We start from the raw sequence: 15,661 nt of genomic DNA, 5'->3' as shown, positions 1-15,661 counted from the left end.
CGACTGCGGCTTTAGCCGCATCCAGGATGGACCCTTGTCCACCCCGGCGCGCTGGGTTGATACGCGGCCTGCTAAGCCAGCAGGCTGCCGCGCAGCGAGTGGGGCAGGGCGTCGTCGATATGCACCTCGACGAACTGGCCGATCAGCCGCGGATTGTCGCAGTGGAAGTTGACGATGCGATTGTTCTCGGTACGGCCCTGGAGCATCCCCGGGTCCTTCTTCGAGTAGTCGCTGACCAGGATGCGCTGGCGGCTGCCGACCATGCGCCGGCTGTTCTCGAAACCCTGCTGGTTGATGCGGTTCTGCAGGATCTGCAGGCGCTGCTTCTTCAGCTCATCCGGGGTCTCGTCGACCAGGTCCGCCGCCGGCGTGCCCGGCCGGGAGCTGTAGATGAAGGAGTAGGAGAAGTCGAAGCCGACCTCTTCGACCAGCTTCATGGTCTGCTCGAAGTCCTTCTCGGTCTCGCCGGGGAAGCCGATGATGAAGTCCGAGCTGATCAGGATGTCCGGTACCGCGGCCTTCAGCTTGCGGATGCGCGACTTGTATTCGAGGGCGGTGTGATTGCGTTTCATCGCCGCGAGGATGCGATCGGAGCCGGACTGCACCGGCAGGTGCAGGTACTTCACCAGTTCGGGGATCTGCGCGTGGGCCTCGATCAGGGCGTCGGAGAACTCCAGCGGGTGACTGGTGGTGTAGCGGATGCGGTCGATGCCGTCGATCGCCGCCACGGCATACAGCAGTTCGGCGAAGTCGGCGATCTGTCCGCCCGGGGTCTCGCCGCGGTAGCCGTTGACGTTCTGCCCGAGCAGGGTCACTTCACGCACGCCGTTCTCGGCCAGGTGGATGATCTCCGCGAGCACGTCCTGCAGCGGCCGGCTGACCTCTTCGCCGCGGGTGTAGGGCACCACGCAGAAGGTGCAGTACTTGCTGCAGCCCTCCATCACCGAGACGAAGGCGCTGGGGCCGTCGACCCGCGGCTCGGGCAGGCGGTCGAACTTCTCGATCTCGGGGAAGGAGATGTCCACCTGGGGCTTCTTGGTGCTGCGCGCGGCGTCGATCATTTCCGGCAGCCGGTGCAGGGTCTGCGGGCCGAACACCACGTCGACGTAGGGCGCGCGGTCGCGAATCGCCGCGCCTTCCTGGCTGGCCACGCAGCCGCCGACACCGATCACCAGGTCGGGTTTCTCCAGCTTCAGTTCGCGCCAGCGGCCGAGCTGGGAGAACACCTTGTCCTGGGCTTTTTCGCGGATCGAACAGGTATTGAGCAGGATGACATCGGCGTCCTCCGCACGTTCGGTGACTTCCAGGGCTTGATGTTCGCCCAGCAGGTCGACCATGCGCGAGCTGTCGTACTCGTTCATCTGGCAACCGTGGGTTTCGATATAAAGCTTCTTGGTCATGCGGGCTCAAAGGGCTGTTCGAAGGACCGCGCATTATAGTGTCCGGGCGCCTGGCTTCCTAGCATTGCCTGCCCGGTGGCTGTGCTATGATCTGCGCCCTTCATTTTTCCTTCAGTCTAAACTGCCATCCATGAGCAAGCGCGAGCCTATCTACAAGGTCATTTTCCTCAACCAGGGCCAGGTCTACGAGATGTATGCCAAGCAGATCTTCCAGAGCGATCTGTGGGGCTTTCTCGAGGTGGAAGAGTTCGTCTTCGGCGAGCGCACCCAGGTAGTGGTCGACCCCAGCGAGGAAAAGCTCAAGGCCCAGTTCGATGGCGTGGTGCGCAGCTTCGTGCCGATGCACGCGATCATCCGCATCGACGAGGTGGAGCGCCTGGGCACGCCGAAGATCAGCGAGGCCAAGGGCGGCGGCAATATCATGCCGTTCCCCATGCCGATGCCGGACAAGTAGCGGTTTAGCTGGGTTGTGGTCGTAGGGTGGATGTCGCTTTTTACATCCTCCGTTCTGCGTCAGTGCGCTGCTGAAAGCCGCGCGGTGGAAAACGCTTCGCGGTTTTCCACCCTACGGCAGCGGGGCGAACGGCGAGGGGCTTTCCGCGGTCTGCAGTTCCAGCAGGTAGTTGCGGAAGATCTGCCCCAGTACCTGGCTGGCGATCTCCAGTTCCTCGCGCTGCATCTGCTCGGATACCAGGTCGGCGCTGTCCATCGCCTCGTCCGAGCCATTGACCGCCGCCATTTTCAAGACGATGTAGGCCTGCACGTTGTTCGCCGGCACCCCTTCGCCGTGGAAGAACATCATGCCCAGGCGGTGCTGCGCCTCGGCGTGGCCCTGCAGTGAGGCCTGCTCGAACCAGCTAAGCGCCTGGGGCAGGTCGCGTGGGGTGCGTTCGCCGTCGTAATAGAATTCCCCCAGCTCGTACTCGGCCTGGGCGTCGCCGTTGCGCGCCGCCTGCTGGCAGGCGGCCAGGGCGTCCGGCAGGTCCGCGGGGGCGGTGTTCAGCGAGCAGCTCCCGGTTGCCGGGATCAGGAGCGAGTTGCCGCCGGCGCAGGCCAGCAGCGGCAATAGCAGCAACAGGCAGCCCAGGGTCAGGGTGCGGCCGGTGCAGTTCATGGAAATCCGTGTACCTCAGGGTGCGGGGCGGGCCTCGTGCCCGGCCAACGGAACGCGTCGGCCGTCACATTATGAAATAAGCCATGGGGTTCTTACAAAGTCTTTACCGGCTTTTCTGTTTGTCCGTCGCTGCCGGGCAGGGCCAGCAGCAGCCAGGCCAGCAGGCCGTACGCCGGTATCAGCAGCAGCTGGGCCAACTCGACTCGGTGCAGCGGGCCGAGCGAGTCCTGACTGGCGGAGAGCCATTCTCCGAGCACGAGCAGCCCGGCGACGGCGAGCGCGGCCAGCAGCGGCCGGCGTTGCGGCCATTGCACGGCGCCGGCGTAGAGGATCAGCAGCAGGCTGGCCAGGCTGAGCAGCAGGCGATAGTCCTCGAGCAGGTGCATCTGCCGGAACAGTTCGAAGAAGGCGCAGAGTCCCAGCACCAGCCGCCCCCAGTTGGGGCGGCTCCACAGCCAGCCGCGCGCCAGGGTCAGGGCGGCGGCGCCGAGCAGCGGCCAGGCGAGGAAGATGCTGGCCTGGCTCAGCCATAGCTGGGCGGCCTGCCAGCCCGGGTCGACGCCGTGGCGCAGGGCGCCGGCAGCGGCGGCCGCCGCCGGCAGCAGGAAACCCAGCAGGGCGCAGAACAGCGCCGGCTGCTCGCCCTCGCCGTAGTGTCGGCGCGCCTTGCCGAGCGCGACGGCGCAGGCCAGGCAGGCCAGCGCCAGCAGGGCGCCGGAGAAGACCGCGGGCTGCATCAGGCGTCTTGCAGGCGGGCGAAGGCGCGCTCTGCCGCATCCAGGGTGATCTGCAGCTCGGCCGTGCCGTGGGCGATGGAGGTGAAGCCGGCCTCGAAGGCGCTCGGCGCCAGATAGACCCCGCCCTCCAGCATCAGGTGGAAGAAGTGCTTGAAGCGCGCGGCGTCGCTGGCCATCACGTCGTCGAAGGTGACGATGTCGTCGGCGCCGCTGAAGTACAGGCCGAACATGCCGCCGGCCTGGGTGGTGACGAAAGGGATGCCGGCCGCATCGGCGCGCTCCTGCAGTCCCTGCAGCATGCGACTGGTGTAGTCGGTCAGCTCGGTGTGGAAGCCGGGGCGGCTGATCAGCTTCAGGGTGGTCAGGCCGGCGGCCATGGCCAGCGGATTGCCGGACAGGGTGCCGGCCTGGTAGACCGGGCCCAGCGGGGCGATGCAGCCCATGATCTCGCGCTTGCCGCCGAAGCAGCCGACCGGCATGCCGCCGCCGATGATCTTGCCGAAGGTGGACAGGTCCGGGGTGACGCCGTAATGGGCCTGGGCGCCGCCGAGGGCGACGCGGAAGCCGGTCATCACCTCGTCGAAGATCAGCACCACGCCGTGCTTGTCGCACTGTGCGCGCAGGCCTTCGAGGAAGCCCGGTGCCGGCGGCACGCAGTTCATGTTGCCGGCCACCGGCTCGACGATGATGCACGCCACCTCCTGGCCGACTTCGCCGAGCATGCGCTCGACTGCCTGGAGGTCATTGAACGGCAGGGTCAGGGTGTGCTTGGCGAACGCCGCCGGCACCCCGGCCGAGCTCGGCACGCCCTGGGTCAGGGCGCCGGAGCCGGCCTTGACCAGCAGGCTGTCGGAATGGCCGTGGTAGCAGCCTTCGAATTTGATGATGCTGTCGCGACCGGTGTAGCCGCGGGCCAGGCGGATGGCGCTCATGGTCGCCTCGGTACCGGAGCTGACCATGCGCACCATTTCCATGGACGGCACTAGGCTGCACACCAGCTCGGCCATCTCGCTTTCCATGGCGGTCGGCGCGCCGAAGGACAGGCCGTGCTCCAGTTGCCGGCGCACCGCGTCGATGACCTCCGGGTGGCTGTGGCCGAGGATCATCGGACCCCAGGAACCGACATAGTCGACATAGCGCTTGTCGTCCTCGTCGGTGACATAGGCGCCGGCGGCGTGCTTGAAGAACAGCGGGGTGCCGCCGACGCTCTTGAAGGCGCGCACCGGCGAGTTGACCCCGCCCGGGATGTGCTTCTGCGCGTTGGTGAACAGGATTTCGGAACGGGACATGGCAGACCTCTTCAGTAATCGTCTCGGGGCGAGCCGGCTCGCCCGGAAAAATAATCAGTTGTGCGCGAACAGGGCGCTGAAGGCGCGGGCGCGGCGTTCGACCTCGGCGGCCGAGTCGGCGGCGAACAGGGCATGGATCACCGCGATCATGCTGGCGCCGTGGGCGATCAGCGGTGCGGCGTTGTCCAGCGTGATGCCGCCGATGGCGACCACCGGCAGCTGCAGGTGGCTCTTGGCCTGGTCCAGCAGCTCCGGCGTGGCGGTCGGTGCGCCGGGTTTGGTGTGCGACTCGAAGAAGCGGCCGAAGGCGACGTAGCTGGCGCCTTCCTTGGCGGCCTGCTCGGCCAGCTCGAAGCGGGCGTGGCAGGTGCCGCCGATGACCGCCTGGCCGCCCAGCAGGGCGCGGGCCGCGGCCAGGGAGCCGTCGCTCTGGCCCAGGTGCACGCCGACGCCGAGGCGCGCGGCCAGCTCGGCATCGTCATTGATGATCAGCGTCGCGCCGTAGCGTTCGCACAGTTTCAGCAGGGCCTCGGCCTCGCGCTGCTGGCGGCCCTCGTCGGTCGACTTGTCGCGATACTGCAGCAACCGGGCGCCGCCGTTCAGTGCGGCTTCGACATAGGGCAGCAGCCTGCCGCCGGCCAGCAGCTGGCTGTCGGTGATGGCGTAGAGGCCGTTCAGGGTCATGGCGAAGGCTCCTTCAGTAGGCATCCAGCGGCAGGCGGCGGGGAATGTACTGGCCGTGGCCGGGTTGTTCGGCGTCGCGCAGGGTGCGCCAGGTGTAGTCGAGGGCCGAACGCACGGCGCTGACCAGCTCTTCGCCCTGGGCCAGACGCCCGGCCAGGGCGCTGGCCAGGGTGCAGCCGGAACCGTGGTAGCTGCCGGGCAGGCGCTGGCAGGTGAAGCTGTGGTGGCTGCCGTCGCGGCTGTACAGGCGGTTGTGCACTTGCTGCTCGTCGCCGTGGCCGCCGGTGATCAGCAGGTGGCGGATATAAGGCAGCAGCTTTTCCGCGCACTGGTCGGCGCTGCCATGCGGCAGTTCGGCGAGGATGCGCGCCTCCGGCAGGTTCGGCGTGGCGATGGTCGACACCGGCAACAGCCGCTCGCGCATGGCGTAGCCGACCTCGTCCTTGCCCAGGGCGCCGCCGCCGCCGGCACGCAGCACCGGGTCGCAGACCAGCGGCACGTCCGGCAGCTGCTGGCGCAGCTGCAGCACGGTGTCGACCATCTCCACCGAGCCGAGCATGCCCAGCTTGATCGCGGCCACCGGCAGGTCGGCGAGCACGGCGCGGGCCTGGGCCAGCACCCAATCGCGGTCGAGCACGCGGAAGTCGGCCACATCGACCGTGTCCTGCACGGTCAGCGCGGTCACGGTGGGGGCGGCATGGCAGCCCTGGGCGAGCAGGGCTTCGATATCGGCTTGCAGGCCGGCGCCGCCACTGGGGTCGTGGCCGGACAGGCAGAGCACTACGGGGCGGGAAGTGGGCGTTTTCATGGTGCGCGAGCTTAGCATTATTCGACCGTTTTGGACCGTGTCGGGCCGCCGCAGGCGACTGCGCCCTACGTGGTGGTGGGCGCGTCCGGTTTCCGGCCTGACTCGCAGTGGCGGCCGGCAGGCGCCTTGCAGGCCCCGTTCCAGAAGCGTTCTGTTAGTGACCTGGCAGTCGCGACGGGCGGATCTTCGCGCCGGGGCTGTGCTAGAGTTGCCGGCAATCGTCCAACCAGGCCATGCGAGGCGGCACCTCAGCGAGGGTGAGGCTCTCCGGCGGATTCCGACATTGCCTTTGTGGGGCTTCATGCGCTACCTCCTGACCCTTCTGCTCGCCCTCTGGCCGCTGTTCGGCTGTGCCCTGGAGTTCGACGAATACACCCGCGCCTTGCCTCTCGGCCAGGCCTTGCATGTGTTCGAGGACGTGCGCGGCGATGCGACCATCGCTGACATCACCTCGTCGGCGCTACAAGGCAGTTTCCGCCGTCACGACAAGGAGGTGCTGAACGCCGGCTACTCGCGCTCGGTGTTCTGGTTGCGCCTGGATCTCCAGTATCGCCCGCAAGGTTCGCCGGGGCGCCAGTCCTGGCTGCTAGAGCTGGCCTATCCGCCGCTGGATCAGGTGGAGCTGTACCTGGAAGATGGCCAGGGCGGCTTCCGCCTGGCCCAGCGCACGGGCGACGGCCTGCCGTTCGCCAGCCGGCAGATCAAGCAGCACAACTACCTGTTCGACCTCGACTTCCAGCCGAACCAGGCCCGACGCATCTATCTGCGCCTGCAGAGCCAGGGGTCGATCCAGGCGCCGCTGACCCTCTGGTCGCCGACCGCCTACCTGGAGGAACAGCCGGGGCGCATCTATGTGCTCGGCATCATCTACGGCGTGCTGCTGGGAATGCTGGTCTACAACCTGTTCATCTACCTGAGCGTGCGTGACACCAGCTACCTCTATTACATCCTCTATATCGCCTCGTTCGGCCTCTATCAGGTCTCGGTGAACGGCGCCGGCATCGAGTACTTCTGGCCGGACAACCCCTGGTGGGCGAATGCCGCCACGCCCTTCCTGATCGGCGCGGCGGGCTTGTTCGGTTGCCAGTTCGCCCGCAGTTTCCTGCAGACCGGCGCCCACAGCCCCTGGGTCGATCGGGCCCTGTTGCTGATGATGGCCATCGCCGGCGCGGTGATGATCCTGGCGCTGACCGCCAGCTACGCCCTGGCGCTGCGCCTGGCGACCTACCTGGCGCTGATGTTCACCGTGCTGATCTTCGCCGCGGGGATCATCGCCTGGCTGCGCGGCTTGCGTGTGGCGCGCTATTTCATCATCGCCTGGAGCGCGTTCCTGGCCGGTGGGGTGATCAACACCCTGATGGTGCTCGGTTACCTGCCCAACGTGTTCCTGACCATGTACGCCAGCCAGATCGGCTCGGCCCTGGAGGTCGGCCTGTTGTCCCTGGCGCTGGCCGACCGGATCAACGCGATGAAGGAGGAGCGCACGCGGATTCTCCAGGACAGCGGCCACAAGCTCGAGGCGCTGAACCAGGAACTGGCCAACAGCAACCGCCTCAAGGACGAGTTCCTCGCCACCGTCACCCATGAGCTGCGCACGCCGATGAACGGCGTGATCGGTTCCCTGGAGCTGATGCAGACGCTCAAGCTGGACGCCGAGCTGGCGCAGTACCAGCAGACCGCCGCGGGCGCGGCGCGGGACATGATGGGCATGGTCAACGACATCCTGGCGCTGACCGAACTGCAGGCCGGCAAGCTCTACCCGCGCTGCGAGCCGTTCAGCCTGCGCGGGCTGTTCGACGGGCTAGTGGCGCAGTACGCGCCGCGGGCCGAGGACAAGGGGCTGCGCTTCGTCCTCGAACTGGACGAGAGCCTGCCCGACACCCTGCAGGGCGATGCCGCCAAGCTGGCCCAGAGCCTGGGCTACCTGCTCGACAACGCCATCAAGTTCACCGCCGCGGGGGAAGTCGGCCTGCGGGTCGCCCGGGCGGGCGGCCAGGGCGAGGGGCTGCCGCTGGGCATCGAGGTGCGCGACAGCGGCGAAGGCTTCGACGGGCCTCAGGATGCGCTCCTGTATCGCAGCTTCCAGCAGCTGGACGGCTCCATGACCCGCAAGTACGGTGGCCTGGGTATCGGTCTGGCGATCTGCCGGCAGCTGGTCGAGCTGCTTGGCGGCAGCCTCAATCACGAGTCGCGGCCCGGCCAGGGGAGTCGCTTCAGGCTCGAGCTGACCCTGGGCCTGCCGGTGCAGCGCCCGAGCCAGGTTGCCCCGCTACGCCGCGTCGACGCCCCGGCCGTGCGCCGTCCCGAGCAATGCACGGTGCTGGTGGTGGAGGACAACGCGATCAACCAGCTGGTGACCCGCGGCATGCTGCTCAAGCTCGGTTACCGGGTGCGCACCGCCGACAACGGCGCCGAGGCCCTCGAGGTGCTGCGCGCCGAGGCGGTGGACGCCGTGCTGCTCGACTGCCAGATGCCGGTGATGGACGGCTTCGCCACCTGCCGGGCGCTGCGGACCTTCCCGGCCTGTACCGAGCTGCCGGTGCTGGCGATCACCGCGCACAGCCACAGTGGCGATCGCGAGCGCTGTCTGGCCGCCGGGATGAACGACTACCTGGCCAAGCCGGTGAAGTTCGAGGAGCTGCGCGTGCTGCTGCACGCCTGGGTGCTGAGTCGACGGCCGGAAGAGCAGGGCGCGGCGCAGTCGTCCTGACGGATTTAGCCTCTGTTTTGCCGTGGATCCCCCTTTTTACCCTGCCTGAATCCTGATTCACTGAATGGACAGTGAATCAGGATTCAGCCCATGACTGAACGCACCGCGATCTTGCCCCTCGAGCGCAATCAAGAACTGCGCGAGCGCATCCTCGCCTGCGCCCTGGCGCGGGTCAGCGCCGGCGGTTTTGCCGCCCTGACCATGCAGGCCCTGGCCGAGGACGTGGGCATCGCCACCGGCAGCCTGTACCGCCATTTTCGCGGCAAGGATGAGCTGGCCGTCGAGGTGTTCGCCGCCGCCAGCCAGCGTGAAGTGGATGCCCTCGCCGCCGTCCTGGGCGGGTCCGGCCGCCCGAGCGTACGGCTGGCCGCCGGCCTGCGCCAGTTCGCCGCCCGTGCCTGGCACAGTCGCCGCCTGGCCTTTGCCCTGATTGCCGAACCGGTCGACCCCCAAGTCGACGAGCAGCGCCTGCTGTATCGCGAGGCCTATGCCGAACTGTTCATCAGCCTGCTGGAAGAGGGCGTCGCCTGCGGCGACTTTCGCCTGGCCGATGCCGGCCTGACTGCCGCCTGCCTGGTCGGTGCCATTGCCGAATCCCTGGTCGGGCCGCTGTCGCCACCTGCGCGAGCGGCCCGCGAGGCTGGCCGTCTGTCCCAGGATCTGGGCGAAGTCAGTCAGAACCTGGTCACCTTCTGCCTGCGCGCCGTCGGCGCCGAGGAGCCACAGCCATGAAACCGAACCTGCTCGTCGAAACCCACGAGGTACTCAATCAGGTGCCGCCGCTGGATGGCGCCAACCTCTACCGCCTCGACCTGCCGTTGCAGGAGTGGACGCGCCGCTACCAGGGCGACTGGGCCGAGGCGCGGATCGACACCTACGGTGCCCTGGCCGGCGGCGAGCTGATGGCCGCAGGCTTCCTCGCCAACGAGAACAAGCCGGTGTTTCACAGCCATGATCGCTATGGCCACCGCATCGACCTGGTCGAGTTCCATCCGGCCTACCATCAGCTGATGGGCGCGGCGATCGAGCACGGCATCCCCTCCCTGCCCTGGACCGACCCCAGGCCCGGCGCTCAGGTGGCACGCGCCGCCATGAGCTATCTGCACAGCCAGGCCGAGGCCGGCAGCGGTTGCCCGCTGACCATGACCTACGCCAGCGTGCCGGCGCTCAGGCTGCAGCCGGACCTCGCCGAACGGTGGCTGCCGAAGATCCTTTCGACCCAGTACGATCCGCGCAACCTGCCGTTCGAGCAGAAGAGCGGTGCCACCATCGGCATGGCCATGACCGAGAAGCAGGGCGGCACCGACGTGCGCGCCAACACCACCCGCGCCTACCCGGTCGGCGCCGGCGGTCCGGGCCAGGCCTACGAGCTGGTCGGCCACAAGTGGTTCTGCTCGGCGCCGATGTGCGACGCCTTCCTCACCCTGGCCTACACCGACAAGGGCCTGACCTGCTTCCTGCTGCCGCGCCACCGTCCAGACGGCACGCGCAACGAGTTCTATATCCAGCGCCTGAAGAACAAGCTGGGCAACTGGTCCAATGCCTCCAGCGAGGTGGAGTACCGCGGCGCCCTGGCCTGGATGATCGGCGAGGAGGGGCGCGGCGTGCCGACCATCATCGAGATGGTGGCGCTGACCCGCTTCGACTGCATGATCGGCTCCAGCGCGCTGATGCGCCAGGCGCTGACCCAGGCCGCGCACCATTGCGCGCACCGCCAGGTGGGCGGCCGGGTGCTGGCCGAGCAGCCCTTGATGCAGAACGTGCTGGCCGACCTGGCCCTGGAGAGCGAAGCGGCCCTGGCCCTGACCCTGCGCATGGGCCGGGCCCTGGACCAGGCCGGTGACGAGCAGGAGGACAAGTTCGCCCGCCTGGTCACCGCCGTGGGCAAGTATTGGATCTGCAAGCGCGCCCCGGCGATGATCAACGAGGCCGCCGAGTGCATGGGCGGCGCCGGCTATGTCGAGGACAGCATCCTGCCAAGGCTGTACCGCGAGGCGCCGGTCAACTCGACCTGGGAAGGCTCGGGCAACGTGCAGTGCCTGGACGTGCTGCGCGCCCTGGCCAAGGAGCCCGGGGTGCTCGATGCGCTGTTCACCGAGCTCGGCGACGGCCATGGCGATGCGCGCCTCCAGGCCCATATCCAGGGGCTGCAGGCGGCCTTCGCCGACAAGCAGGATATCCAGTACCGCGCCCGCCAGCTGACCGAGGACGTGGCCCTGGCGCTGCAGGCCAAGCTGCTGCTGGAGGCCGGTAACGCGGCGGCGTCCGACGCCTTTATCGCCAGCCGTCTGGGCGGGCAGGGCGGACGGGTCTACGGCACCCTGCCGCGCGGCGTGGATGTCCAGGCGCTGCTGGCACGCAGCACGCCGCACCTGGTCTAGGGCCATGGACGGTGAGGCCAGCATCTTCCAGCGCCTGCACGACTGGCTTGGCGGCAGCGCCGGTCGTGCCTATGGCATCTCGGCCATGCAGGCCGAGGACGGCTGGACGCGTTTTGTCGCACGGCCGATGGCCGAGCACTTCAATCCCCTGGGGACGGTGCACGGTGGCTACACCGCCACCCTGTTCGACGCCGCCCTGGGCTTGGCGGTCTACTCCGCAGCCGAGCCGGACGCCGTCCATGTCACGGCCAAACTCGAGGTGACCTACCTGCGGCCGCTCGGCGCGCAGGCGCTGCCGCTGGCCGTCGAGGCCCGCCTGCTGCGGCGCGAGGGCCGTGCGGTGTTCGCCGAGGCCACGCTATGTGATCGTCATGGGCGGCCTTGTGCCCAGGCCTGCGCGCGTTTTGTCCAGCCAGGCCGCCCGCAGGGGGTTGACCTAGGGGCCGCCCCGGGCTTGCAGACTGATGGCCCGTTCACTGTGGAATTACCGTCATGACCCGGAAACAGGCCTTTCGCAACGAGTATCAACAGGCGCGCCAGCAGCGAGGCGCCGGCGATGTCTTCGGCGAGCTGCGTCATCTGGAGCGCGCCCACATCCTCGGCCAGCCGCGTTTTCTCGATCACCTGAGCAGCCACTTGTGGCTGCTGGCCTGGGCCTGGCGCCAGCGCGACGCGGCGGAGCTGCTGGCCCAGCTGCTGCGCCTGCCGGGCAGCCTGGGTTCGCTGCTCGGCCTCTATCCCCTGGGCAACCCCGGCACCCGGCGCGTGGGGGCGTTGACGCCGCAGGCGCTGCCGGAGGACCTGGAGGCGCTGCTGCGCTGAGCACGTCGCGCTATCCCTAGGCGTGGCGAAGCGGGCAAGATAGAACGGTATCTCCAGCCAGGAAGCGTAACCGTGAACCCTTGTTCCGAAGACTTCGTCGTCGCCCAGAGTGCGGAGGAGGCGGTGGACCGCCTGGCCGCCCTGCATCAGCAAGCCACCGGCGCCTTGAGCCAGGCGCTCAAGCGCTATCTCAAGGAGCGGGTCAAGCCCGACGCCGAACAGCATCGCCAGTTCCGCTACCCCGAGCTGCGCCTGACCTACCAGGGCCAGGGCGAGGCGCCGGCCAGCGTACGCGCCTTTGCCAAGGTCCAGGTGCCCGGCACCTACAGCGTCACGGTCACCCAGCCGGCGGCCTTCCGCAAATACCTGCTGGAGCAGCTCGGCCCGCTGATGCAGGACTTCACCGTGCGGGTGGAGGTGGGCACCAGCCAGCAGAACATTCCCTATCCCTATGTGGTCGAGCAGGGCGATGAGCTGGCCGGCTCCGGGGTCACCGCCGCCGAGCTGGCGCGGGTGTTCCCCAGTACCGACCTGTCGGCCGCCACCGACGGCACCGCCGACGGCCTGAACGACTGGGAGAACACCGACCCGTTGCCCTTGGCGCTGTTCGACGCGGCGCGGGTGGACTTCTCCCTGCGCCGCCTGGTGCATTACACCGGCAGCGACTGGCGCCACGTGCAGCCGTGGATCCTGCTGACCAACTACCACCGCTACGTCGACCAGTTCATCCGCCACGGCCTGGACGTGTTGGTCGGCGAGTCGCGCTTCGTGCGCATGGTGCTGCCGGGCAACGTGGTGATCGAGCGCGGCATGGCCGAGGGCGAGATGCAGGCGATCATCGAGACGGTGGTCTGGCACCGCTACCAGATGCCGGCCTACCACCTGCAGGCCGCCGACGGCGATGGCATCACCCTGGTCAATATCGGCGTCGGCCCGTCCAACGCCAAGAACATCACCGACCACCTGGCGGTGCTGCGCCCGCACTGCTGGCTGATGATCGGCCACTGCGGCGGCCTGCGCCAATCGCAGACCATCGGCGACTATGTGCTGGCCCACGCCTATATGCGCCGCGACGGCATCCTCGACCGGGTGCTGCCACCCAACATCCCCCTGCCGGCCCTGGCCGAGGTGCAACAGGCGCTGCAGCAGGCGGCCAGGACGGTGACTGGCGAGGAGGGCGACGAGCTGAAGAAACGCCTGCGCACCGGCACCGTGCTGACCTACGACGACCGCAACTGGGAGTTGCGCTGGGCCCAGGAGCGGCCGCTGATCAACCTGTCGCGGGCCGTGGCGGTGGACATGGAGAGCGGCACCATCGCCGCGCAAGGCTATCGCCTGCGGGTGCCCTACGGCACCCTGCTGTGCGTCTCGGACAAGCCGCTGCACAGCGAGATCAAGCTGCCGGGCGCGGCGGGGGCCTTCTACGAGCGCGCGGTGACCCAGCACCTGCACATCGGCATCGCCGCCCTGGACCTGCTGCGCAGCCAGCTCAACTCGCTGCATTCGCGCAAGCTGCGCAGCTTCGACGAGCCGCCGTTCCGCTAGGTCGGCAGGGGGTAGGGTGCGCCGTGCGCACCTTTGCCTGTGGACGCCTGGTGCGCACGGCCCACCCTGCCGGGCAGACACCTACTTACTGGCGTCCAGCACCACCCGGTAGCGCGCCTTGCCGGCGCGCAGGTGGTCGATGGCCTCGTTGACGCGGCTCATGGGGAAGTGCTCGACCTGCGGCAGGATCTGGTGACGGGCGCAGAACTCCAGCATCTTCGCCATGTTCGCCGGCGAACCCACCGGCGAGCCGGACAGGCTCTTCTGCTGCGGGATCAGGTTGAACACGTGCACCGGGATGGCGCTCGGCGCGATGCCGACGAAGTGCAGGCGGCCCTTGCCGCGCAGGGTGCCGATCAGTGCCGGCCAGTCGAGGTCGGCGCTGGCGGTGATCAGCAGGAAGTCCAGGCTGCCGGCGATGGCCTCCAGTGCCGTGCTGTCGGTGGAGGCCACCACCTTGTGCGCGCCCAGGCGCTTGGCCTCGTCCTGCTTGTTCATGGACGAGGTGAAGGCGGTTACCTCGCAGCCCCAGGCGTTGAGAAAAACCAGGGCCAGGTGGCCGAGGCCGCCGATGCCGACCACGCCGACCCGGTCGGTGGGCTTGACGCCGAAGTCTAGCAGCGGGCTGAACACCGTGGAACCGGCGCAGAACAGCGGGCCGACCAGCGCCGGGTCGAGTCCGGCCGGCAGCGGGACGGCCCAGGCCCAGTGGCTGCGCAGGCGGTCGGCGAAGCCGCCGTTGCTGCCGATGATGGTCGGCTTGACCGTGCCGCACAGCTGATGCGCGCCCTCGATGCAGGAGCTGCAGTGCATGCAGCTGCCCTTGTACCAGCCGATGCCGACGCGCTGGCCGAGCTTCAGGCCGCGGGCCTGCTCGCCGAGGCGCACGACGGTGCCGACCACCTCGTGGCCGGGGATGAAGGGGTAGCGGCTCATGCCCCACTCGTTGTCGATCATCGACTGGTCGGAGTGGCAGATGCCGCAGTACTCGACGGCCACCTCCACCTCCTCGGCGCCCAGTGGGCCGGGGTCGTAGCTATGAGGTTGCAGGGCGGCGCCGGGGGCGGTGGCGGCCCAGCCGGTGAAACGCTCGAGTACGGATGCGGAACTGCTCATGGGACGGCCTCGGTATGCAGATGGACAACCCCGCCAGCTTAGTCGCATTGGCGGGTGGCCGGCGTCTCGATCAGCGCGGGTGATGATGGGACAACGCTGTCGGTTACACTGCGCCTCCCCTCGACCGCCGCTGGAAGGACCATGTCGCGCCCGCCCCGTTCCACCGCTCCTCGCCGCCCCTCCGCCCAGCCCGCCGCCCGCCGCGTGGCCAAGGCGCCGCCGAGCGAGCCGCGGCTGATCCTGCTGAACAAGCCGTTCGACGTGCTGACCCAGTTCCAGGACGAGCAGGGCCGCGCCACCCTCAAGGACTTCGTCGCGGTTCCCGGCGTCTACCCGGCCGGGCGCCTGGACCGCGACAGCGAGGGCCTGCTGCTGCTGACCAACGATGGCCGCCTGCAGGCGCGCATCGCCGACCCCAGGCACAAGCTGGCCAAGACCTACTGGGTGCAGGTGGAGGGCGAGCCGACGGCCGCGCAGCTGCAGGCGCTGCGCGAGGGCGTGCAGCTCAACGATGGCCCGACCCTGCCGGCCGAGGCGCGCGTGCTGGACGAGCCGCAGCTGTGGCCACGCAACCCGCCGGTACGCTTTCGCAAGAGCGTGCCGACCACCTGGCTGGAACTGGTGATTCGCGAGGGGCGCAACCGTCAGGTACGACGCATGACCGCCGCGGTGGGCCTGCCGACCCTGCGCCTGGTGCGTGTGCGCATCGGCCCCTGGGCGCTCGACGATCTGCAGCCGGGGCAGTGGCGCGAGGTGCCGGCCCAGCTGTAGGCGTGGCGCAGGGCGCGCAAGCGACCTGGCGCGAGTACCCTCAGCCCTGGATGCCGCGGGCCACTTCGATGAAGTAGGTGATGATCGGCTTGGCCAGGAAGGCGAACAGGCACAGGCCCAGGCCGAGGAACAGGATAGCGGTGCCCAGGCGCCCGGCCTTGGACTTCTTGGCCAGGTCCCAGATGATGAAGAACATGAACAGCATCAATCCGCCCACCAGGACGTACATCATCAGGGCTTCGAACTGTTCGGTTTCCATGGGGGCCTCGCGGATAGGGCTGGGA

The 15,661-nt window shown here is 68.4% G+C and carries 16 protein-coding genes; 8 read left to right on the top strand and 8 right to left on the bottom strand.

All coding sequences use genetic code 11. From position 1 onward, the window contains the following. Nucleotides 1–71: 71 nt before the first annotated feature. A complete protein-coding gene (miaB, locus tag ACSX1D_RS17975; RefSeq protein WP_439859805.1) occupies nt 72–1,400 on the bottom strand; it encodes a tRNA (N6-isopentenyl adenosine(37)-C2)-methylthiotransferase MiaB in 1,329 nt (442 codons plus the stop codon). Between the two features lie 130 nt (nt 1,401–1,530). Here miaB and ACSX1D_RS17970 point away from each other — a divergent pair, with 130 nt between their 5' ends. After that, on the top strand, nt 1,531–1,854 hold the full coding sequence (locus ACSX1D_RS17970) for a DUF1820 family protein (RefSeq protein ID WP_025167604.1): 324 nt from the start codon (nt 1,531–1,533) through the stop codon (nt 1,852–1,854). Nucleotides 1,855–1,965: 111 nt separating this feature from the next. On the opposite strand, the gene ACSX1D_RS17965 is transcribed toward ACSX1D_RS17970, so the two are convergent. From ACSX1D_RS17965 to ACSX1D_RS17945, 5 genes are all read right to left on the bottom strand, one after another. Then, on the bottom strand, nt 1,966–2,514 hold the full coding sequence (locus ACSX1D_RS17965) for a tetratricopeptide repeat protein (RefSeq protein WP_439859804.1): 549 nt from the start codon (nt 2,512–2,514) through the stop codon (nt 1,966–1,968). Between the two features lie 92 nt (nt 2,515–2,606). After that, nucleotides 2,607–3,251 carry a DUF6962 family protein gene (locus ACSX1D_RS17960; protein ID WP_439859803.1) on the bottom strand — a complete coding sequence of 215 codons (645 nt, stop codon included), beginning with the start codon at nt 3,249–3,251 and terminating at the stop codon, nt 2,607–2,609. Then, nucleotides 3,251–4,540 carry a glutamate-1-semialdehyde 2,1-aminomutase gene (gene hemL / locus ACSX1D_RS17955; RefSeq protein WP_439859802.1) on the bottom strand — a complete coding sequence of 430 codons (1,290 nt, stop codon included), beginning with the start codon at nt 4,538–4,540 and terminating at the stop codon, nt 3,251–3,253. Before hemL ends, ACSX1D_RS17960 begins: the two co-directional genes overlap by 1 nt. Before the next feature lie 54 nt (nt 4,541–4,594). After that, a complete protein-coding gene (gene thiE / locus ACSX1D_RS17950; protein WP_439859801.1) occupies nt 4,595–5,224 on the bottom strand; it encodes a thiamine phosphate synthase in 630 nt (209 codons plus the stop codon). Nucleotides 5,225–5,237: 13 nt separating this feature from the next. After that, nucleotides 5,238–6,032 carry a hydroxymethylpyrimidine/phosphomethylpyrimidine kinase gene (locus ACSX1D_RS17945; RefSeq protein WP_439859800.1) on the bottom strand — a complete coding sequence of 265 codons (795 nt, stop codon included), beginning with the start codon at nt 6,030–6,032 and terminating at the stop codon, nt 5,238–5,240. Between the two features lie 301 nt (nt 6,033–6,333). Between ACSX1D_RS17945 and ACSX1D_RS17940 the strand changes: the two genes are divergently transcribed. The 6 genes from ACSX1D_RS17940 (at nt 6,334) to amn (ending at nt 13,490) form a co-directional block, all read left to right on the top strand. Beyond that, complete coding sequence (locus ACSX1D_RS17940) at nt 6,334–8,742, top strand: 7TM diverse intracellular signaling domain-containing protein (protein ID WP_439859799.1); 2,409 nt, start codon at nt 6,334–6,336, stop codon at nt 8,740–8,742. Nucleotides 8,743–8,832: 90 nt separating this feature from the next. Continuing rightward, nucleotides 8,833–9,474, top strand: a complete 642-nt coding sequence (locus tag ACSX1D_RS17935) for a TetR/AcrR family transcriptional regulator (RefSeq protein WP_439859798.1) — start codon at nt 8,833–8,835, stop codon at nt 9,472–9,474. Next, a complete protein-coding gene (locus ACSX1D_RS17930; RefSeq protein WP_439859797.1) occupies nt 9,471–11,123 on the top strand; it encodes an acyl-CoA dehydrogenase family protein in 1,653 nt (550 codons plus the stop codon). The genes ACSX1D_RS17935 and ACSX1D_RS17930 overlap by 4 nt, the downstream gene beginning before the upstream one ends. A 4-nt stretch (nt 11,124–11,127) precedes the next feature. Further along, nucleotides 11,128–11,619, top strand: coding sequence for a PaaI family thioesterase (locus ACSX1D_RS17925; RefSeq protein ID WP_439859796.1), 492 nt, complete (start codon nt 11,128–11,130; stop codon nt 11,617–11,619). Continuing rightward, nucleotides 11,616–11,945 (top strand): DUF3703 domain-containing protein, encoded by a 330-nt coding sequence (locus tag ACSX1D_RS17920; RefSeq protein ID WP_439859795.1) that lies wholly within the window; start codon nt 11,616–11,618, stop codon nt 11,943–11,945. Before ACSX1D_RS17925 ends, ACSX1D_RS17920 begins: the two co-directional genes overlap by 4 nt. 72 nt (nt 11,946–12,017) lie before the next feature. Beyond that, nucleotides 12,018–13,490 carry an AMP nucleosidase gene (gene amn / locus ACSX1D_RS17915; protein WP_439859794.1) on the top strand — a complete coding sequence of 491 codons (1,473 nt, stop codon included), beginning with the start codon at nt 12,018–12,020 and terminating at the stop codon, nt 13,488–13,490. A gap of 81 nt (nt 13,491–13,571) precedes the next feature. Here amn and ahr read toward each other — a convergent pair whose 3' ends face one another. Beyond that, nucleotides 13,572–14,606 carry an NADPH-dependent aldehyde reductase Ahr gene (gene ahr / locus ACSX1D_RS17910; RefSeq protein WP_439859793.1) on the bottom strand — a complete coding sequence of 345 codons (1,035 nt, stop codon included), beginning with the start codon at nt 14,604–14,606 and terminating at the stop codon, nt 13,572–13,574. 204 nt (nt 14,607–14,810) lie between these two features. Here ahr and ACSX1D_RS17905 point away from each other — a divergent pair, with 204 nt between their 5' ends. Continuing rightward, nucleotides 14,811–15,377, top strand: coding sequence for a pseudouridine synthase (locus ACSX1D_RS17905; RefSeq protein ID WP_439862360.1), 567 nt, complete (start codon nt 14,811–14,813; stop codon nt 15,375–15,377). A 40-nt stretch (nt 15,378–15,417) separates the two neighbouring features. On the opposite strand, the gene ACSX1D_RS17900 is transcribed toward ACSX1D_RS17905, so the two are convergent. Then, a complete protein-coding gene (locus ACSX1D_RS17900; protein ID WP_439859792.1) occupies nt 15,418–15,636 on the bottom strand; it encodes a DUF2788 domain-containing protein in 219 nt (72 codons plus the stop codon). Nucleotides 15,637–15,661 lie beyond the last annotated feature (25 nt).

This window comes from Pseudomonas sp. MBLB4136 (genome assembly GCF_051904765.1).
Classification (GTDB): domain Bacteria; phylum Pseudomonadota; class Gammaproteobacteria; order Pseudomonadales; family Pseudomonadaceae; genus Aquipseudomonas.
This window is presented reverse-complemented; position numbering and strand designations above follow the sequence as displayed.